14 protein-coding genes are annotated in these 19,173 nt (G+C 72.9%); 8 read left to right on the top strand and 6 right to left on the bottom strand.

Annotated elements, in window-relative coordinates:
* Positions 1-433 precede the first annotated feature (433 nt).
* Together ACWD38_RS01905 and ACWD38_RS01900 are read left to right on the top strand one after the other, a co-directional pair.
* Positions 434-4,408: a Pls/PosA family non-ribosomal peptide synthetase gene (locus ACWD38_RS01905; protein WP_450123194.1), complete on the top strand. Its 3,975-nt coding sequence runs from the start codon at positions 434-436 to the stop codon at positions 4,406-4,408.
* Complete coding sequence (locus ACWD38_RS01900; RefSeq protein ID WP_184478899.1) at positions 4,405-5,727, top strand: M1 family metallopeptidase; 1,323 nt, start codon at positions 4,405-4,407, stop codon at positions 5,725-5,727. Before ACWD38_RS01905 ends, ACWD38_RS01900 begins: the two co-directional genes overlap by 4 nt.
* Here the strand turns inward: ACWD38_RS01900 and ACWD38_RS01895 are convergent.
* Complete coding sequence (locus ACWD38_RS01895) at positions 5,716-6,180, bottom strand: MarR family transcriptional regulator (RefSeq protein ID WP_184478900.1); 465 nt, start codon at positions 6,178-6,180, stop codon at positions 5,716-5,718. The two genes, ACWD38_RS01900 and ACWD38_RS01895, sit on opposite strands and share 12 nt — an antisense overlap.
* A 161-nt stretch (positions 6,181-6,341) precedes the next feature.
* On the opposite strand from ACWD38_RS01895, the gene ACWD38_RS01890 reads away from it, so the two are divergent.
* Positions 6,342-7,526, top strand: coding sequence for a 4-hydroxybenzoate 3-monooxygenase (locus tag ACWD38_RS01890; protein ID WP_450123116.1), 1,185 nt, complete (start codon positions 6,342-6,344; stop codon positions 7,524-7,526).
* 10 nt (positions 7,527-7,536) lie between these two features.
* Here ACWD38_RS01890 and ACWD38_RS01885 read toward each other — a convergent pair whose 3' ends face one another.
* From ACWD38_RS01885 to ACWD38_RS01865, 5 genes are all read right to left on the bottom strand, one after another.
* Positions 7,537-9,195 carry an AMP-binding protein gene (locus tag ACWD38_RS01885; protein WP_450123115.1) on the bottom strand — a complete coding sequence of 553 codons (1,659 nt, stop codon included), beginning with the start codon at positions 9,193-9,195 and terminating at the stop codon, positions 7,537-7,539.
* 32 nt (positions 9,196-9,227) lie between these two features.
* The gene (metX, locus tag ACWD38_RS01880) at positions 9,228-10,355 is read right to left on the bottom strand and encodes a homoserine O-acetyltransferase MetX (RefSeq protein ID WP_184478903.1); all 1,128 of its coding nucleotides are present in this window, start codon (positions 10,353-10,355) and stop codon (positions 9,228-9,230) included.
* Positions 10,356-10,359: 4 nt separating this feature from the next.
* Complete coding sequence (locus ACWD38_RS01875) at positions 10,360-11,697, bottom strand: bifunctional o-acetylhomoserine/o-acetylserine sulfhydrylase (RefSeq protein WP_450123114.1); 1,338 nt, start codon at positions 11,695-11,697, stop codon at positions 10,360-10,362.
* Positions 11,698-11,953: 256 nt separating this feature from the next.
* The gene (locus ACWD38_RS01870) at positions 11,954-12,928 is read right to left on the bottom strand and encodes a formylglycine-generating enzyme family protein (protein ID WP_450123113.1); all 975 of its coding nucleotides are present in this window, start codon (positions 12,926-12,928) and stop codon (positions 11,954-11,956) included.
* A 130-nt stretch (positions 12,929-13,058) separates the two neighbouring features.
* The gene (locus tag ACWD38_RS01865; RefSeq protein WP_184478905.1) at positions 13,059-13,196 is read right to left on the bottom strand and encodes a hypothetical protein; all 138 of its coding nucleotides are present in this window, start codon (positions 13,194-13,196) and stop codon (positions 13,059-13,061) included.
* A gap of 126 nt (positions 13,197-13,322) precedes the next feature.
* Between ACWD38_RS01865 and ACWD38_RS01860 the strand changes: the two genes are divergently transcribed.
* The 5 genes from ACWD38_RS01860 to hydA all read left to right on the top strand — a co-directional run bounded on the left by ACWD38_RS01860 (position 13,323) and on the right by hydA (position 19,167).
* Positions 13,323-13,736, top strand: coding sequence for a DUF5313 family protein (locus ACWD38_RS01860; protein ID WP_184478906.1), 414 nt, complete (start codon positions 13,323-13,325; stop codon positions 13,734-13,736).
* Entirely contained in the window at positions 13,724-15,133 is a 1,410-nt protein-coding gene (locus tag ACWD38_RS01855; RefSeq protein ID WP_450123112.1) for an NAD(P)/FAD-dependent oxidoreductase, read from the top strand. The genes ACWD38_RS01860 and ACWD38_RS01855 overlap by 13 nt, the downstream gene beginning before the upstream one ends.
* 229 nt (positions 15,134-15,362) lie before the next feature.
* A complete protein-coding gene (locus ACWD38_RS01850) occupies positions 15,363-16,205 on the top strand; it encodes a nitrilase-related carbon-nitrogen hydrolase (RefSeq protein WP_184478907.1) in 843 nt (280 codons plus the stop codon).
* A gap of 254 nt (positions 16,206-16,459) precedes the next feature.
* The gene (locus ACWD38_RS01845; RefSeq protein WP_184478908.1) at positions 16,460-17,770 is read left to right on the top strand and encodes an aspartate aminotransferase family protein; all 1,311 of its coding nucleotides are present in this window, start codon (positions 16,460-16,462) and stop codon (positions 17,768-17,770) included.
* Positions 17,767-19,167: a dihydropyrimidinase gene (gene hydA, locus ACWD38_RS01840; protein WP_184478909.1), complete on the top strand. Its 1,401-nt coding sequence runs from the start codon at positions 17,767-17,769 to the stop codon at positions 19,165-19,167. Before ACWD38_RS01845 ends, hydA begins: the two co-directional genes overlap by 4 nt.
* Positions 19,168-19,173 lie beyond the last annotated feature (6 nt).

Genomic DNA, 19,173 nt, shown 5'->3' with positions numbered 1-19,173 from the left:
CGCCGCCGAGTGCGGGAACGATTCGCGCGCGGTGGCGGGGACGCTGGGTGCTGAACCGGTTCGGAGGTTCGCCTTAACGTGCGGGCGCGTCGTCGAGCCGGGCGGTTTCCGCCGAGGACTTCGGGCGGTGCGTGGTCGGCGTTCGGCCGAGTCCCCGCGCATCGGGTGAAGTCCCGGGCTCGTGGTCACCTGCACGGGTAGGACCGGGCGTGAGGTCTTGACCGGAGCCCGTTGGAGGCTCGGTGAGGCCGGACACGAATCCCCGGTCGAATGCCGGCCATCCCGTTCACCAGGGGTAATGTGATCGTTCTGTCTCTCGCGGATGGGTCGGATCCGCGGGCATCGACTGGAAAAGGTGCGGCATGAGCGTCAGCGGTGATCGACTTCCGGATTCCGGTGTTCCCGGCGGAAGGGCCGTCCGGTGACGCTGTCGATGAACCGGGGCGGCACCGAGTCGCCCGGCTCCGCCTTCCCCGTCTTCGACCTGCTGGCACAACCGCACTCGCCCGGTTCGACCGCGGCCGCCGCCGCGCTCGCGCGCACCGCGCTGGCCGTGCCGGAGCCGCCCGCGACCGCGCTGTTCGACGCGGGCCCGGCCGCCCCGGAGCGCACCCTGCTGGACGTGCTCGCGGCCACCGTTCGTGTGCACCCGGACGCGCCCGCCCTGGACACCGGCGTCGAGACGTTCACCTACCGGGAGCTGGCCGATCGCGTCGAGTCCGATGCGCGGCGGTTCACCACGGCGGGCATCGGCCGCGGCGACCGGGTCGGGATCAGGGTCGAGTCCGGCACGTCCGAGCTGTACCTGGGCATCCTCGCGGTGCTGGCGGCGGGCGCGGCCTACGTGCCCGTCGACGCCGACGATCCGCCGGAGCGCGCGGAGCTGGTGTTCGGCGAGGCCGAGGTGTGCGCGGTGCTCACCGGCGGCGAACCGGTCGAGCGCGGTGCCCCGACGGGCCGGACCGGTGCACCGGAGCCGGACGACGACGCGTGGATCATCTTCACCTCCGGATCCACCGGCACCCCGAAGGGCGTGGCGGTGCGGCACCGCTCGGCCGCGGCGTTCGTGGACGCCGAGGCGCGGCTGTTCCTGCCGGACGCGCCGATCGGGCCCGGCGACCGGGTGCTCGCGGGCCTGTCGGTCGCGTTCGACGCGTCGTGCGAGGAGATGTGGCTGGCCTGGCGGCACGGCGCCTGCCTGGTGCCCGCGCCGCGTTCCCTGGTGCGGGCGGGCGCGGACCTGGGGCCGTGGCTGGTGCGACGGTCGATCAGCGTGGTCTCCACGGTGCCGACGCTGGCCGCGCTGTGGCCGGCGGAGGCGCTGGCCGGGGTGCGGCTGCTCATCTTCGGCGGCGAGGCCTGCCCTCCGGAGCTGGCGGAGCGGCTCGTCGGCGACGGTCGCGAGGTGTGGAACACCTACGGCCCGACCGAGGCGACGGTGGTGGCCTGCGCGGCACGGCTGGACGGGCGGGGTCCGGTGCGGATCGGGCTGCCGCTGGCGGGCTGGCGGCTCGCGGTGGTCGACGAGCGCGGGATGCCGGTGGCGCCGGGCGCGCAGGGCGAGCTGGTGATCGGCGGTGCCGGGTTGGCCCGCTACCTCGATCCGGCCAAGGACGCGGAGAAGTTCGCGCCGTCGCCGTCGCTGGGCTGGCCGCGGGCCTACCGCAGCGGGGACCTGGTGCGGGCCGACCCGGAGGGACTCGTGTTCGTCGGTCGCGCCGACGAGCAGATCAAGCTCGGCGGCAGGCGCATCGAGCTCGGTGAGGTCGACGCCGCGCTGCAGGCACTGCCGGGCGTGTCGGGCGCGGCGGCGGCGGTGCGCCGCACGAAGGCGGGCGGTGAGCTGCTCGTCGGCTACCTCGTCGCCGAGGACGCCGCGGAGTTCGACACCGACGACGCCGTGCGCAGGTTGCGGGAGGTGCTGCCCGCGTCGCTGGTCCCGCTGCCCGCGGTGGTGGACGCGTTGCCGACGCGCACCTCGGGGAAGGTGGACCGCGCGGCGCTTCCCTGGCCGCTGCCGCAGCGGGAGCAGCCGCCGGTCGACGGGCTCTCGGAGACCGAGTCGTGGCTGGTCGAGGAATGGGCGGAGATCCTCGGCATGCGCCCGGACGGGCCGGACGCCGACTTCTTCCGGCTCGGCGGCGGCAGCCTCGCCGCGGCGCAGCTGGTGACGCGGTTGCGCACCCGGCACCCGCAGGTCTCGGTCGCCGACCTCTACCAGCACCCGCGGCTCGGTGAGCTCGCCGCGGAGCTGGACGAGTTGGACGCGGTGACCACCGCCCGCGCCGACGTCGCCCCGGTCCCGCGGCGGACGGGCTGGTGCCAGCTGCTGCTGATGGTCCCGCTGTGCACGCTCACCGGGCTGCGGTGGACGGCGGTGCTGGCGGCGATCGGCACCGTCCTGTCGGCGACGGGCCTCGCGTGGGCTCCGTCGACGTCCTGGTGGGCGCTGGTCGCGGCGTGGGTGGTGCTGTTCAGCCCGCTGGGGCGGATCGCGCTCGCCGCGGGCGGCATCAGGATGCTGCTGCACCGGGTCCGGCCGGGCCGCTACCCCCGGGGCGGGGGCGTGCACCTGCGGTTGTGGGCGGCCCAGCAGTGGGACCAGCGGTGCGGCGCGAGCTCGGTCTCCGGGGCGTTCTGGACGACGCACTACGCGAAGGCGCTGGGCGCGAAGATCGGCGAGGACGTCGACCTGCATTCGCCGCCGCCGGTGACGGGGCTGCTCAAGGTGGGTCGTGGCGCGGCGATCGAGCCCGAAGTGGACCTGTCCGGGCACTGGGTGGACGGCGAAACCGTCCACATCGGACGAATCCGGATCGGGGCGGGCGCCCGGGTGGGCGCGCGGAGCATGCTGCTGCCGGACTCGCGGGTGGGCAAGGGCGCGGAGGCCGCGGCGGGCTCCACCGTCCACGGCGTGATCCCGGCGCACCAGCGCTGGGCGGGCTCGCCCGCGGCGCGTTCCGCGAGCGGCCCGGCGGAGTGGCCCGCGCACCGCCCGCCGCGCTCCCGCACGTGGAGCGCGGTGTACGGCGTCACCTCGGCGCTGTTCGCGGCGGTACCGGTGGTGGCGGCGGTGCCCGCGCTGCTGATCGTCGCCGCCGCGCTGGCGGGCACGCCGACGCCGCGAGCCGCGCTGGGAGCGGCGCTCGCGGCGGTTCCCGCGGCGACGGCCGCGTACTTCGGCGCCTACGCGCTGCTGGTGCTGATCGCGGTGCGGGCGCTGGGAATCGGTCTGCGCGAAGGCCACCACCCGGTGCACGGGCGCATCGCCTGGCAGGTGTGGACGACGGAACGCCTGATGGGCATGGCCCGCACCGCGCTGTTCCCGCTGTACGCCAGCGTGTTCACGCCGATGTGGTTGCGGCTGCTGGGCGCGAAGGTCGGCCGGGGCGCGGAGATCTCCACGGTGCTGGCGCTGCCGAAGATGACGAAGGTCGCCGACGGGGCGTTCCTCGCCGACGACACCATGGTGGCGACCTACGAGCTGGGCAACGGCTGGTTGCACGTGGCCCCGGCCCGCATCGGCAAGGAGGCGTTCCTCGGCAACTCCGGGATGACCGCGCCGGGCCGTTCGGTGCCCAAGCGCGGCCTGGTCGGGGTGCTCTCGTCCACGCCGCGCAAGGCGAAGAAGGGCTCGTCGTACCTGGGCATGCCGCCGATGCCGCTGCGGCGCGCGAAGGTGCGTTCGGACGCGGAGCGCACCTTCGACCCGCCGCTGCGGCTGGTGTTCGCGCGGGCGCTGGTGGAGCTGTGCCGGATCGTGCCGGTGATGGCCTCGGCGGCGCTGGCGGTGCTCGCGCTCGGCGCGCTCGCGTGGCTGTGGGCCGCGGCCGGGCCGTGGGTCGCGGCGGCGCTGTCCGGGATCGTGCTGCTGGCGGCGGGCGTGCTGGCGTGCGCGGTGACGACGCTGGCGAAGTGGGTGCTGGTGGGCCGGTTCCGGGTGCGCCAGCAGCCGCTGTGGAGTTCCTTCGTGTGGCGCGGCGAACTGGCCGACACCTTCGTCGAGGTGCTGGCGGTGCCGTGGCTGGCGGGTGCCGCGACGGGCACGCCGCTGCTGACGACGTGGCTGCGCACGATGGGCGCGCGCATCGGCCGCGGCGCGTGGGTCGAGACCTACTGGCTGCCGGAGTCGGACCTGGTGCGCCTCGGCGCCGGGGCGACGGTGAACCGGGGTTGCGTGGTGCAGACCCACCTGTTCCATGATCGGATCATGAGCATGGACGAGGTGGTGCTGGACGAGGGTGCGACGCTCGGCCCGCACGGGATCGTGCTGCCCGGCGCGAGCATCGGCGCGCGCACGACGGTCGGCCCCGGCTCGCTGATCACCCGCGGGGACGCGGTGCCCGCGGACTCCCGCTGGCGCGGCAACCCGATCTCCGCCTGGCGTGGCGGGAAGCGGCGCTCATGACGGCCGCTGCGGGAGCGGACCGCTCCACCGACTCGTACCTGCCCGCGCACGGCAACGGCGGCTACCGCGTCGAGCACTACGACCTGGACCTGGACTACCGCGTCGGCCCGAACCGGCTGTCCGGGGACGTGACGGTCTCGGCGGTGGCGACCCAGGCGTTGTCGGCGCTGAGCCTGGACTTCGCGGACCTGCGGGTGCGCCGGGTGCTCGTCGACGGCGAGCCCGCGAAGTTCGGCCACCGCGCGGGCAAGCTGCGCGTCCGGCCCCGGCGGGCGATCGCCGACGGCGCCCGGTTCGAGGTGCGGGTCCGGTACGCGGGCAATCCGCGCCCGGTGCGCGGGCAGTGGGGCGACATCGGCTGGGACGAGCTGACCGAGGGCTCTCTGGTGGCGAGCCAGCCGATCGGCGCCCCGTCCTGGTTCCCCTGCAACGACCACCCGTCGGACAAGGCGGCCTACCGGGTGTCGGTGACCGCGGACGCGGGGTTCACCGTGCTGGTCACGGGTGATCTGCTGTCGCGGCGCACCAGCGGCGCGGGCTCCACCCGGTGGGTCTACGAGCGGGCCGAGCCCACGCCGACGTACCTGATGGGCGTGCACACCGGGCGCTACGAGGAGGTCGAGCTCGCGGCCGGTCCGGTGCCGCAGCGGGCGGCGGTGCCCGCGCACCTGCTGCCGGTGTTCCGGGAGACGTTCGGACGCCACGGCGAGATCATGCGGGTGCTCGGCGAGCTGTTCGGCCCGTACCCGTTCGCGGAGTACGTCGTCGTGATCACCGACGATGACCTGGAGGAGCCGATCGAGGCCCAAGGCCTGTCGGTGTTCGGCCGCAACCTGCTCGACGGGCACCGCACCCACGAGCGGCTGGTGGTGCACGAGCTGGCCCACCAGTGGTTCGGCAACAGTCTGACCCTCGGCGACTGGCGCGACATCTGGCTCAACGAGGGGTTCGCGACCTACGCGGAGTGGTTGTGGTCGGAGGCCGTCGGCGAGGGCACCGCGGCCGAGCACGCCCGCGAGTGGCACGCGCGGATGCGCGCCGCCGAGCCCGGTCTGCGGGTCGCCGATCCGGGGGTGGCGCGGATGTTCGACGAGGGCGTGTACAAGCGCGGGGCGTTGGTGTTGCACGCGTTGCGCGGCGAACTCGGCGACGACGCGTTCTTCGGCCTGCTGCGGCGCTGGGTGGCCGAGCACCGGCATGCCACGGTGTCCACCGCCGAGTTCACCGCGCTGGCCGAGCAGTGCGCGGCGCGGCCGCTGGAGGGCTTGTTCGAGACCTGGTTGCACGGCACCGAAACGCCCGCGGACTCAGGTTTCTGAGGCGACCTCGGACCGGGGGTCGCGAATCCGCTCCCCGGCTCGCGCGACCCGTCCGAGCAGGCCGAGCAGCTGTTCGCGTTCCGCGCCGTCCAGCGGCGTCAGCAGGATTTCGATCATCCGCTCGGTGCGCCGCACCAGACCGGTGTGCGCGGTGCGCCCGGATTCGGTCAGCCGCAGCACGTTGCGCCTGCCGTCGGCGCTGTCCCTGGCTCGTTCGACGAGTCCGCGGCGGACCAGCCGGGCGATGACGTCGGCGGCGGTGGAGCGGTCCAGCGCGATGCGTTCGGCGAGCGTGCGCTGATCGAGCCCTCCTTCGTCGGCGAGCCCGTTGAGCACCGCGAACTGCGGCGGGGTGACGTCGTCGGAGACGGCGGCCGCCCACAGCATCGTGTGCACCTGCTGGACGCGCCGGAACAGGTGGCCGGGATGCGTGCTGAGATCGATGGAGCCCACCCGCCCATTGTGCGCCACCGCTGATCCGATCCGTGTACGGATCATGTCTGCATCGAGCAAGGAGTGGTTGATTCGTTGACAACGCGGTCTTCGCGGTGGACGGTGTAGTCAATTCATCCGTACACGGATCAATTCCGGTGCGAGGCCGAAGGAGACGTTCGATGCGGACCAGCGTGGCCATCATCGGAGCGGGGCCGGCGGGCCTGCTGCTGGCGCGGTTGCTGCAACGCCAGGGGATCGAGTCGGTCGTGCTGGAATCCCGCTCCCGCGAGCACGTCGAGCACCGCCAGCGCGCCGGCATCCTCGAACAGGGGACCGTCGACGTGCTGCGGGACTGCGGCGCGGGCGAGCGGATGGACCGCGAAGGCCTGGTGCACGACGGGATCGAGCTGCGCTTCGGCGGCGCCGGGCACCGCATCGACATGGCCGCGCTCACCGGCGGGCGCCGGGTGATGGTGTACGCGCAGACCGAGGTGGTGCGCGACCTGGTGGTGCTGCGGATCGACTCCGGGGCGCCGCTGCTGTTCGACGCCGAGGTCTCCGAAGTGCGCGGGGCCGACACCGACCAGCCGCGGGTCCACTACCGCCACGACGGCGCCGAGCACGTGCTCGACTCCGACTACGTGGTCGGCGCGGACGGCTTCCACGGAGTCGCGCGCAAGGCGATCCCCGCGGAGCGCGTCCGCACCTACGAGCGGACCTATCCCTTCGCGTGGCTAGGAATCCTCGCCGACGTCGCACCGTCCACCGACGAACTGATCTACGCGAGCCACGAGCGCGGATTCGCCCTGCACAGCATGCGCAACCCGCAGGTCAGCAGGCTCTACCTGCAGGTGCCGCCGGATACCGACGTGCGGGACTGGCCGGACGAGCGGATCTGGGACGAGTTGGACCTGCGCTTCGCGGTCGACGGGGACTGGCGGCTGGAACGCGGGCCGATCACCGACAAGTCGATCACCCCGATGCGCAGCTTCGTCGCGGAACCGTTGCGGTACGGGCGGTTGCTGCTGGCCGGGGATGCCGCGCACATCGTGCCGCCCACCGGCGCGAAGGGGCTCAACCTCGCCGTGGCCGACGTGACGCTGCTGGCGCAGGCGCTCACCGCGGCGCTCGGCCACGGCGACGACAGCCAGCTGGGGTCCTATTCGGACACCGCGTTGCGCCGGGTGTGGCGCGCCGAGCACTTCTCGTACTTCATGACCACCCTGCTGCACTCCGACCCGGCGTCCGACGACTTCGCCCGCCGCCTGCAGCGCTCCCACCTCGACCACGTCGTCGCTTCGGCGGCGGCGGCCACCTCGCTGGCGGAGAACTACGTCGGTTTCCCGCTCGGCGCGCGGCTGTGAAAGCCGGGCCTCAGTCCGCGTGCCGGGCGCGGAGCTCCCGGCGCAGGAGCTTCCCGGTGGTCGTCTTGGGGAGTTCGGTTAGGACTTCGACCTGCCTGGGGTACTTGTAGGCGGCCAGCCGCGCGCGGCAGAACTCGACCAGTTCCTCCGGCGCCGCCTCGTGATCGGGTCGCAGGCTCACGTACGCCCGCACGGTTTCGCCCCGGTAGGCGTCGGGCACGCCGATCACGGCGGCCTCGCGGACGGCGGGGTGCTCGTAGAGCACGTCCTCCACTTCGCGTGGCCACACCTTGAACCCGCCCGCGTTGATCTGGTCCTTCTTGCGGTCCACCAGGTAGAACCAGCCGTCCGCGTCCATCCGGGCGACGTCGCCGGTGCGCAGCTCGCCGCCGGGCAGCGCGGACTCGGTCTCCTCCGGTTTGCCCCAGTAGCCGGCGACCACCTGCGGGCCGGAGATCACCAGCTCGCCGACCTCGCCCGGCGGCAGCTCCCGGCCGTCCTCGCCGATGATCCGCGCGCGAGTGGAGTACACCGGCACGCCCACCGACAGCGCACCCGAGCTCTCGTCCACCGGCGCTTCCACCGCCCACGGCTGGGCGAACGCGGCCGATGTCGTCTCGGTGAGCCCGTAGACGTTGTGGATCCGCTGCCCGAAGCGCCGCTCGAAGGCCAGCACCGTGCTCGGCGGGATCGGCGCACCGCCCGAGTAGATCCGGCGCAGGCTCGTCAGGTCGTCGCGCGTCGCACCGGTGTTGAGCAGCGCGATGAACACGGTGATCGCCCCGACGGTGAACGTGGGCCGGTGCTCGCGCACGGCGTCGACGACGGCACCGGGATCGAAGCGGTGGGTGAGCACCAGCGCCGCCGGGGTCAGCAGTGCCAGCGCCAGATGCCCCACCAGGCCGGTGATGTGGAACAGCGGAGCCACCCCGAGGATCACGTCGTCCGGCCCGAGGCCGACCCAGTCCCGCCACACCCGCGCGTCGAACACGACGTTGCGGTGGGTGTTCATCGCGCCCTTGGGCGGCCCGGTGGTGCCGGAGGTGTAGGTGAGCACCGCGACGTCCTCGGGCGCGAGCGGCACCGGAACGGGCCGCCTGCCCCGGTGCTCGTCGAGCAGCGCGGCGAGGTCGGTGGTGCCCGCGGGCACGGCCACGTCCGGTTCCGGCAGGACACGCGGGTCGTCGCGGGTCTGGTGGGCGCGCTCGGCGGTGGTGATCGTCCAGGTCACGGCGGTCTCCGCCAGCGCCCCGGCGGCGACCGACTCGTGCAGCCCGCGCAACGCCACCAGCACCGCCGCCCCGGAATCCGCCAGCAGCAGCGCGAGTTCGCGGCGCTTGTTCATCGGGTTGATCGGCACCGCGACGCAGCCCGCCTTCCACGCCCCGAGCAGCGCGATGGCGAACTGCGGCACGTTCTGCAGGTACAGCGCCACCCGCTCGCCCGCCGCCACGCCCCGGTCCTGCAGCGCGACGGCGAACGCGTCGCTGAGCCCGTCGAGCTCGGCGGCGGTGAGCGCCGCGTCGAAGTAGTGGATCAGCGGTCGATCCGGGAACCGCCGCACGGCGTCCTGGAACATGGCCACGGCGTGCGGGTGCTCGGCGTCGAAGTCGGTCGGCTGCGCCGCGTCGTACCGGGCCGGCCGAGGACGCTCGTGGTAGGCGGACATGCGTTCACCGTTGGCCGCGCGGGACGTGCTCGTCAAGTGCCCTTGAGCAGTTCGCGCACCAACTCGGAGACCTGCTCGGTCTCGATGAGGAACCCGTCGTGGCCGTAAGACGAGCCGATGATCCGGGCCGAGGTGCCGAGCCCGCGGGCGAGGGCGTGCTGATCGGCGGGCGGGAAGAGCCGGTCGCTGTCCACCCCGGCGACCAGCGTCCGGGCGCCGACCCGGCGCAACGCCGCGCCCACTCCGCCGCGGTCCCGGCCCACGTCGTGCGCGGACATGGCTTCGGTGAGCCGCACGTAGCTGGCGGCGTCGAACCGGCGGACCAGCTTCTCCGCGTGGTGGTCGAGGTAGGACTCCACCGCGTAGCGCCCGCCCGCCGCCGGGTCCTCGCCGTCCTGGGCCGCCGAGCCGAACCGGGCCTGCAGCTCCTGCGGGCTGCGGTAGGTGATGTGCGCGATCCGGCGGGCCAGCCCGAGCCCCGCGTGCGGGCCGCGCCCGGCGGGCAGCTCGTGGTAGTCGCCGCCCAGCCAGTCCGGATCGGCTCGGATCGCGTGCAGCTGCGCCGAGGACCAGGCGATCTGCTCGGCGGTGGCGACCGCGGAGCAGCACAGCAGCAGTGCCGAGCGCACCCGGTCCGACTGGTCCACGGCCCACTCCAGCGCGCGCATCCCGCCGAGCGAGCCACCGATCACCGCCGCCCAGCCGTCCACGCCGAGCGCGTCGGCGAGCGCCACCTCGGCTCGCACCAGGTCCCGCACGGTCAGCGCGGGGAACCGGCTTCCCCAAGCCCGGCCGTCCGCAGCGGTGGTGGCCGGGCCGGTGCTGCCCTGACAACCGCCGAGCGCGTTCGGCGCCACCACGAACCACCGGTCGGTGTCCAGCGCGAGGCCCGGTCCGACGACGCCTTCCCACCAGCCGGCGCTCGGATGCCCCGGCTCCGCCGGTCCGCGCAGGTGGGCGTCCCCGGTGAGGGCGTGCAGCACCAGCACGGCGTTGCCGCCGTCCGGGGCGAGAGTTCCCCACGTCTCGTACGCGAGCCGCGCGCCGGTGAGCCGGGAACCCGACTCCAGGTCCAGCGGATCGAGCCCGAGCCAGCGCCGCCGGCCGGGCGGGTGCCCTTCCCGCCAGGCACCGGTGGCGGGAAGGGGCCGCGACGTCATCTGCTCAGCTCTCCAGCTCGGCCTTCGCCGCGCGGAACGCCGACTCCAGGTCGGCCTTGAGATCGTCGACGTTCTCGATGCCGACCGACAGGCGCACCAGGCCAGGCGTCACCCCCGCGTCGAGCTGCTCCTGCTCGGTCAGCTGGCTGTGCGTGGTGCTCGCCGGGTGCGCGATGAGGCTGCGCACGTCGCCGATGTTGACGAGGTGGCTGAACAGCGAGACGCCCTCGACGAACTCGCGGCCCGCCGAGACACCGCCGCGCAGCTCGAAGGACACGATGGCGCCGAACCCGTTGCTCAGGTAGCGGTTGCCGAGCTCGTGCCACGGGCTCGACGGCAGGCCCGCGAAGTGCACCTTCGCCACTTCGTCCTGCCCTTCCAGCCATTCGGCGAGCTCCAGGGCGTTGCGGTTGTGCCGCTCGATGCGCAGCGACAACGTCTCCAGGCCCTGCAGCACGAGGAACGCGTTGAACGGCGAGATCGCCGGGCCGAGGTCGCGCAGCCCCTGCACCCGCAGCTTCGCGGCGAAGGCTCCGTGGCCGAGCGCGGGCCAGTAGCGCAGGCCGTGGTAGCTCGGGTCGGGCTCGTTGAAACCGGGGAAGCGCTCCGGGTTCGCGCCGAAGTCGAAGGTGCCGCCGTCCACGACGATGCCGCCGACGGCGGTGCCGTGGCCGCCGAGGTACTTCGTCGCCGAGTGCACGACGATGTCCGCGCCGTGCTCCAGCGGGCGCAGCACGTAGGGGGTGGTGACGGTGTTGTCCACGACCAGCGGCACACCCGCCTCGTGCGCGACGTCGGCGATGGTGCGCACGTCGAGCACGTTGCTGCGCGGGTTGCCCAGCGACTCGGCGAACACCAGCTTGGTGTTCGGCCGGATCGCGGCGCGCCACGCGTCGGGGTTGTCGAAGTCGTCGACGAACGTGGTCTCGATGCCCAGCTTCGGCAGCGTGTGGTGGAACAGGTTGTAGGTGCCTCCGTAGAGCGAGGAGCTCGCGACCAGGTGGTCACCGGCCTGCGCCAAGGTCAGCACCGCGAGCGTCTCCGCGGCCTGCCCGGAGGCGACGGCGACCGCGCCGACACCGCCTTCCAACCGCGCGACGCGCTGCTCCAGCACGTCCTGGGTGGGGTTGTTGATGCGGGTGTAGATGTTGCCGGGCTCGGCGAGGCTGAACAGGTCCTGCGCGTGCTGGGTGTCGCGGAAGACGTACGAGGTGGTCTGGTAGATCGGCGTGGCGCGGGCGCCGGTCGCCGGATCGGGCTGCGCCCCGGCGTGGACCTGGAGCGTGTCGAACGACCAGCCGGCTTCGGCGTCGTCGTTCGGGGCGGGGACGTCAGCGGACATGGGGACTCCACAGTGGACGGTGGCGCGACGGGGCGCCACGAAGGGAAGGGCGATGGCGAGATGCCCGCCGCGCAGCTGCGACGGGTGAGGTGGTGCGGCGGCTCAGCGTCCGCGGCGCGAGAAGATCAGCGGGCGCGACAAGCGGACGTGGTCACGCGCACGAGATCAACGTGTCGGCGTTCCACCAGGCGGATCATGTGGCGGAGCTTAACCGCTGCGGCACCCGGAGCAACAGGTCGTTCACCATTCGGGAGGATCACCGCGGCCGAACGCACCGGAAACCGAGGTTGCCGACGGAACTGTCCGGGGTGTTGGCGGTGCGCGCGGCCACCCGGTAGCGGTTGCAGTACGACTCGTGGCACAGGTAGGAGCCGCCCCGCATCACCCGGCTGTCGCCGTCCGGCGGGCCCTGCGGATCGGTCGAGCCCGCCGCGACGTGCTCGGTGCCCCAGCGGTCCGCGCACCACTCCCACACGTTGCCCGCCACGTTGTGCAGGCCGAAACCGTTGGCGGGGAAGGAATCCGCGGGCGCGGTTCCCCGGAACCCGTCCTCGACGGTGTTCTTCGCGGGGAACATGCCCTGCCAGATGTTGCAGCGGTGCTCGCCGTCCGGGGTGAGCTCGTCGCCCCACGGGTAGCGGCGCTGCTCCAGGCCGCCGCGCGCGGCGAACTCCCACTCGGCCTCGGTGGGCAGCCGCCCGCCGGCCCACCGGCAGTAGGCGTCGGCGTCGTTCCACGACACGTGCACCACGGGATGGTCGGCGCGGTCGCCCACGTCCGAACCGGGCCCTTCCGGGCTGCGCCAGGTGGCGCCTTCCACTCCGCACCACCACGGGGTCTGCTCCGGTCGGGGCGCTGATCGGCGCAGCGCTGCGGGCAGGAACGCGGCGAAGACGTAGGACCAGCCGAAGCGCTCCGCGTCGGTGACGAATCCGGTGTCGGCCGCGAACTCGGCGAACTCGGCGTTGGTGACTGCCAGCGGGCCGATGTCGAACGGGCTCACCCGGATCTCGCGCACCGGGCCCTCGCCGTCCTGCGGGAAGCCGTCGGCGTCGGTGGTGCCCATCAGGAACGCGCCGCCGTCGAGTGCGATCCAGCGGCGGTCGGGAGCCGTGGCGGCGGGAGCGGGAACGTCGGGCGGGGCGTCCGCCTCGCTCCGGGTGCGCCCAGGGGCGCAGCAACCGTCGTGCTCGTCCGCCGTGCTCCGGTCCGCGTCGTTCACGGCGCTCACTCTAGGAGCGTTTTCGCCGCGCGCACCCGGGTGGGGTGGTGGCGTGCGTCTCCACGCGGAGGTGCCGGAGTGCGGGGACCGATCCGGCCGGTAGCACGACCGGATCAGTCCACAAGAGACGGACGGGTGATCAGGAATGGGTGCGCGACTCGCGCACCAGCTGGGCCACCGCGGCCCCGGCTCCCCGGAACCCGTCGTCGAGCAGATCGGTGAACATCACCGCGCCCACCACGAGCACGAACAACATCACCACAACGAGAATGAACATGACGCAACCCCTTTCACCAGGAACATCGTCTTCCGGGGGAGATCGTTACCGGGCGTCGGAGTGACGCGCGTGACGCGCGTTCCGCGTTCCTGCCGGAGCTTCGGCGCCGGCCACTAATCTAGGGGAGTGCGAACACCTCGGCCCGATTCACCGCGGCCGGTCTCCGGTCGGCCGAACCCGGCGCTGTGGGTCTGGTACGCGTTCGGCGGCCGGTTGCCGGACCGGTGCGCCGAGTGGGTGCTGCACGACGTGACCTGCCGGACGTGGGTGCTGCGCCACGTGGCGCGGGCGCTGACCCAGCTCTCGCCGTTCTGCCTGCTGGTGCTGCTGCCGGGCCCGTGGTCGATCAGGTTGACGGCGGTCGGGATGGGGTTGTTCGTGGGCTTGTTCTACTCGCTGTGCCTGATGGGGGAGGCGTGCGAGCACCGGGTGATCAAGCACGGCTACCCGCCGGGGATCGGCCGGGAGACGCGGGAGCTGCGCAAGGACGTGGATCGGGCCGGCAAGCACGGGACCGGGTTCCGCCGGTGGTGGCAGTGACCGGCCCGCCCGTCGGGGACGCGCTGGCCGACGCCGAGCCCGCGGCCTTCTGGCCGGACCGCACCCCCGTCGCGCCGCGCGCACCGCTGCCCGGCTCGGAGTCCGCCGACCTCGTCGTGGTCGGTGCCGGGCTGACCGGGCTGTGGACCGCCGTCCTGGCCAAGCAGCGCGATCCCGAGCTGGACGTGCTCGTCCTGGAGGCCGGGCGGGTCGGCTCCGGCGGTAGCGCGCGCAGCGGTGGCTTCCTGTCCGAGTCGCTCACCCACGGCCTCGCCCACGGCGCTCAGCTGTGGCCGGCGGAGATCGGCGCGCTCGTCGAACTGGGCAGGCGCAACCTCCGCGAGATCGGCGAGTTCGTCGAGTCCGAGGGGATCGACGCGGACCTGCGGTGGTGCGGGAAGACCGCCGTGGCCACCGAACCGCACCAGGTCGGGGAGCTGCGCGACGAGGCCGACCTCTACCGCGAGCACGGCTTCCCGGCGGTGTTCCAGGGCGCGGGCGGGGTGCGCGCCGATCTGCGCTCGGACTCGTTCCGCGCGGGCCTGCGATTACCGGACGCCGGGGGACTGGTCGACCCGGCGAAGCTGGTGGGCGGGCTCGTCGCGGCGGCCGAACGGCTCGGCGTGCGGGTCCACGAGCGCAGCCCGGTCGGCTCCGTGCGCTCCCGCGGCGGTGGGCTGCGACTTCGGTGTCCACAAGGGACGGTGCGGGCGAGGCGGGCGGTGCTCGCGACGAACGCCTTCCCGGCCCCGTTGCGGAGGCTGCGCCGCCGCCTGCTGCCGATCTGGGACTACGTGCTGGTCACCGAACCGCTCTCCGCGGCGGCGTGGGACTCGCTGGGCTGGCACGACCGGCAGGGGGTGACGGACTCGCACAACCTGTTCCACTACTTCCGGCCGACTCCGGACGGCCGGATCCTGTGGGGTGGCGGTGCCGCCGAGTACTACTTCGGCGGTCGCACGGCCCCGGCGCTCGCCGCGCGGCCCGAACCGCACCGGCGGCTCGCCACGACGTTCTTCGCGACGTTCCCGCAGTTGGAGGGCACTCGGTTCAGCCATCGCTGGGGCGGCCCGATCGACGCGACCACCCGTTCCACCCCGGTGTTCGGCACCGCGCTCGCGGGCCGGGTCGCCTACGCCGCCGGGTTCACCGGCCTCGGCGTCGCCGCCTCCCGGTTCGGCGGGCAGGTCGCGCTGGACCTGCTCGCGGGCGCGGCCACCGAGCTGACCCGCTGCGCGCTGGTGCGCACCCGGCCGCTGCCGTACCCGCCGGAGCCGTTGCGCTGGCCGCTGGTGCGGGTCACCCACCGGGCGCTGGAACGCGCCGACGCCGCCGCGGGGGAGCGGGGGCGGTGGCTGCGCCTGCTCGACCGGTACGGGCTCGGGCTCGGGAGCTGATCGGCGGCGGCGCCGGTCCGGTCCGACACACCGGCGCTTCCTCCTTCTGAGCGAACCCGCCGGGAGGCCGCTCCCGGCCGGCGCCCGCGTTCCCGCAGCGAGAGCCCGTCTCGGAAGACTTGGCGGTGCTCAGTGGAAACGATCGTCGGCGGCGCGGTCATTGCAGGGCCCTGAACCGGGTCATATGTTCGGGACGTCCCTGCCCGTTCCGTGCACGAGGGGTGTCGCCATGCCGAACAGAGTTCGCGCCGCACTGGTCCAGGCGAAGTGGACCGGCGACGCCCAGTCCATGATCGACGCGCACGAGCAGCACACCCGCGCCGCCGCCGCGCAGGGCGCCCAGGTGATCGGCTTCCAGGAGGTGTTCAACGCCCCCTACTTCTGCCAGGTGCAGGAGGCCGAGCACTACCGCTGGGCGGAGGCGGTCCCGGACGGCCCCACCACCACCCGGATGCGGGCGCTGGCCCGCGAACTGCGGATGGTGATCGTCGTGCCGATCTTCGAGCTCGACGGGCCCGGGTTCTACTACAACACCGCCGCCGTGATCGACGCCGACGGCGAGTACCTCGGCAAGTACCGCAAGCACCACCTGCCGCACCTGCCCGGGTTCTGGGAGAAGTTCTACTTCCGGCCCGGCAACCTCGGCTGGCCGGTGTTCGACACCGCGGTCGGCCGGGTCGGCGTCTACATCTGCTACGACCGGCACTTCCCGGAAGGCTGGCGGGCGCTGGGGCTCGCCGGGGCGCAACTGGTCTACAACCCGTCGGCGACCAGCCGCGGGCTGTCGTCCTACCTGTGGAAGCTGGAACAACCCGCCGCCGCCGTCGCCAACGAGTACTTCGTCGCCGCGATCAACCGGGTCGGTGTGGAGGAGTACGGCGACAACGACTTCTACGGCAGCAGCTACTTCGTCGACCCCTACGGCCGCTTCGTCGGCGACGTCGCCAGCGACGGCGAGGAGGAACTCGTGGTGCGCGACCTCGACTTCGACCTGATCGACGAGGTGCGCACCCAGTGGGCCTTCTACCGCGACCGCCGCCCCGACGCCTACGGCCTGCTCACCGAACCCTGAGCGCCTGCCTTTGATCTTGACCTGCGTAGGTGTCCGGGTGGCGGAACCTCAGCGGCTTCCTCGCCGCCCCTGTGCCGGTGTGATCGCGATTTCTGATGTAGGCCCCTGCACAGCGCAATCGTTGTCCTCGCGAGGAAGCAGCTGAGAACCTCCGGTGGTCGGCTTGCTCAAGCCGGTCACTGCTCAGCGGCTCCGCCGCTGACAAGACACAGACCAAGACCACCGGACCCTCCGGGCCGAGAGGAAGGAACGCGATGACCGACACGGGCACGCACACCGAGCTGGCGAAGCGGCGCAAGGCGGTGCTGCCGGACTGGGTCGCGACCTACTACCAGGACCCGATCGACATCGAACGCGGCGAAGGGCGCCACGTCTGGGACGCCGAGGGCAACCGGTACCTGGACTTCTTCGGCGGCATCCTCACCACCATGACCGCGCACGCGCTGCCCGAGGTGACCGCCGCGGTCAGCGAGCAGGCCGGGCGCATCCTGCACTCCTCGACGCTGTACCTGAACCGGCTGATGGTGGAACTCGCCGAACGCGTCGCGGAGCTCTCCGGCATCGAGGACCCGCGGGTGTTCTTCACCTCCAGCGGCACCGAGGCCAACGACACCGCCCTGCTGCTGGCCACCGGTCACCGCGCCTCGAACCAGGTGCTGGCGCTGCGCAACAGCTACCACGGCCGGTCCTTCTCGGCGCTGGCCATCACCGGCAACCGGGCCTGGTCGCCGACGAGCCTGTCGCCGGTGCAGACGACCTACGTGCACGGCAGCAGGCGCCGCGGCACGGCGCTCGCCGAGCTCTCCGACGCCGACTTCACGGCGGCCTGCGTGGACGACCTGGAGGACGTGCTCGGCCAGCTGCACGGCAACGTGGCCTGCCTGATCGCCGAACCCATCCAGGGCGTCGGTGGTTTCGCCGTGCCACCGGACGGGCTGTTCGCCCGGTTCAAGGAGGTGCTCGACCGGCACGGCATCCTGTGGATCAGCGACGAGGTGCAGACCGGTTGGGGCCGCACCGGCGAGCACTTCTGGGGCTGGCAGGCGCACGGCGACAGCGGCCCGCCGGACATCGTCACGTTCGCCAAGGGCCTCGGCAACGGGCTCTCCATCGGCGGCGTGATCGCGAGCGCTGAGGTCATGAACAGCGTCAAGGCGAGCTCGCTGTCAACCTTCGGCGGCAGCCCGATCACCACCGCGGGGGCGCTCGCGAACCTGAACCACCTGCTGGCCCACGACCTGCAGGGCAACGCCCAGCGGGTCGGCGCCGTGCTGCGCGCGGAACTCGACGACGCCCGGCTGCGCCTGCCGCACGTGTCCGACGTGCGGGGCAAGGGGCTCATGATCGGGGTCGAGCTGGTGCGTCCCGGCACCGGGGAACCGGACGCCGCCGCTGCCACGGCGGTGCTGGAGCACACCAAGAGCGCCGGGCTGCTCATCGGCAAGGGCGGTCTCGACGGCAACGTGCTGCGCATCGCGCCGCCGCTGAGCCTCACCGAGCCCGAAGCCCGCGAGGGCGCCGCGATCCTCGTCGACGCGCTCACCAGAGCGGGGGAGCGGTCATGACGAGAACGGTGATCCGCGGCGGGCTCGTGATCACGGCGACCGAGGAGGTCGAAGCCGACGTCCTCGTCATCGACGAGCAGGTCGCCGCGCTGGCCACCCCCGAACTCGGCGAGCAGTGGCTCACCGACGCCGACGCGGTGCTCGACGCGAGCGGGCAGTACGTGATCCCCGGCGGGGTCGACGGGCACACCCACATGGAGATGCCCTTCGGCGGCACCTTCTCCTCCGACACGTTCGAGACCGGCACCCGCGCCGCCGCGTGGGGCGGCACCACGACGATCATCGACTTCGCCATCCAGTCCATCGGCCGGTCCGCGCGGGAAGGCCTCGACACCTGGCACGCCAAGGCCGACGGGCGCTGCGCGGTGGACTACGGGTTCCACCTGATCCTCTCCGACGTGCACGACGCGTCGCTGCGAGAACTGGACGGCCTGGTCGCGGAGGGCGTGACCAGCTTCAAGATGTTCATGGCCTACCCCGGCGTGTTCTACAGCGACGACGGCCGGATCCTGCGCGCCATGCAGCAGGCCGCGGGCAACGGGGCGCTGACCATGCTGCACGCCGAGAACGGCATCGCCATCGACGTGCTCGTGCAGCAGGCCCTGGCGGCGGGCCGCACCGACCCCCGCCAGCACGGCGCCGTGCGGCATCCGCTGCTGGAGGCGGAGGCGACCCACCGCGCCATCCAGCTCGCCAGGGTCGCCGACGCCCCGATCTACGTCGTGCACGTCTCCGCCACCGAAGCGCTCGCCGAGATCGCCCGCGCCCGCGACGCCGGGCTCAACGTGTTCGGCGAAACCTGCCCGCAGTACCTGTTCCTCACCGTCGACGAACTGGCCCGTCCGGACTTCGAAGGCGCCAAGTTCGTCTGCTCCACCCCGCTGCGTCCCGAGGAGCACCAGCGGGAGCTGTGGCGGGGTCTGCGCACCAACGACCTCTCCGTCGTGTCCACCGACCACTGCCCGTTCTGCTTCACCCCGCAGAAGGAGCTGGGGCTGGGGGACTTCTCGAAGATCCCGAACGGGATGCCCGGTGTGGAGCACCGGGTGGACCTGCTGCACCAAGGCGTCGTCGACGGCCGCATCGGCCGCCGGCGCTGGGTGGAGCTGGCCAGCACCACCCCGGCGCGGATGTTCGGCCTGCACCCGCGCAAGGGCACCATCGCGCCCGGCTCCGACGCCGACATCGTGATCTACGACCCGCACGCCGAACAGGTCCTCTCCGCCGAGACCCACCACATGAACGTCGACTACAGCGCTTACGAGGGCAAGACCATCACCGGACGGGTCCGCACCGTGCTCTCCCGCGGTCAGGTCATCGTCGACGACGGCCACTACCGGGGCCGAGCCGGACACGGGCGGTTCCTCCCCCGCGACACCTGCCAATACCTGACCTAGCCACCA

This window comes from Saccharopolyspora sp. NPDC002578, from assembly GCF_053592695.1.
This window is presented reverse-complemented; position numbering and strand designations above follow the sequence as displayed.

Excerpts from the sequence above, each read along its gene's own strand:
- ACWD38_RS01885 (WP_450123115.1), bottom strand. The coding sequence starts at position 9,195 with ATGTCCGCCTACCACGAGCGTCCTCGGCCGGCCCGGTACGACGCGGCG.
- ACWD38_RS01905 (WP_450123194.1), top strand. The coding sequence starts at position 434 with ATGAACCGGGGCGGCACCGAGTCGCCCGGCTCCGCCTTCCCCGTCTTC.
- ACWD38_RS01890 (WP_450123116.1), top strand. The coding sequence starts at position 6,342 with ATGCGGACCAGCGTGGCCATCATCGGAGCGGGGCCGGCGGGCCTGCTG.
- hydA (WP_184478909.1), top strand. The coding sequence starts at position 17,767 with ATGACGAGAACGGTGATCCGCGGCGGGCTCGTGATCACGGCGACCGAG.
- ACWD38_RS01845 (WP_184478908.1), top strand. The coding sequence starts at position 16,460 with ATGACCGACACGGGCACGCACACCGAGCTGGCGAAGCGGCGCAAGGCG.
- metX (WP_184478903.1), bottom strand. The coding sequence starts at position 10,355 with ATGACGTCGCGGCCCCTTCCCGCCACCGGTGCCTGGCGGGAAGGGCAC.
- ACWD38_RS01865 (WP_184478905.1), bottom strand. The coding sequence starts at position 13,196 with ATGTTCATTCTCGTTGTGGTGATGTTGTTCGTGCTCGTGGTGGGCGCG.
- ACWD38_RS01900 (WP_184478899.1), top strand. The coding sequence starts at position 4,405 with ATGACGGCCGCTGCGGGAGCGGACCGCTCCACCGACTCGTACCTGCCC.
- ACWD38_RS01850 (WP_184478907.1), top strand. The coding sequence starts at position 15,363 with ATGCCGAACAGAGTTCGCGCCGCACTGGTCCAGGCGAAGTGGACCGGC.
- ACWD38_RS01875 (WP_450123114.1), bottom strand. The coding sequence starts at position 11,697 with ATGTCCGCTGACGTCCCCGCCCCGAACGACGACGCCGAAGCCGGCTGG.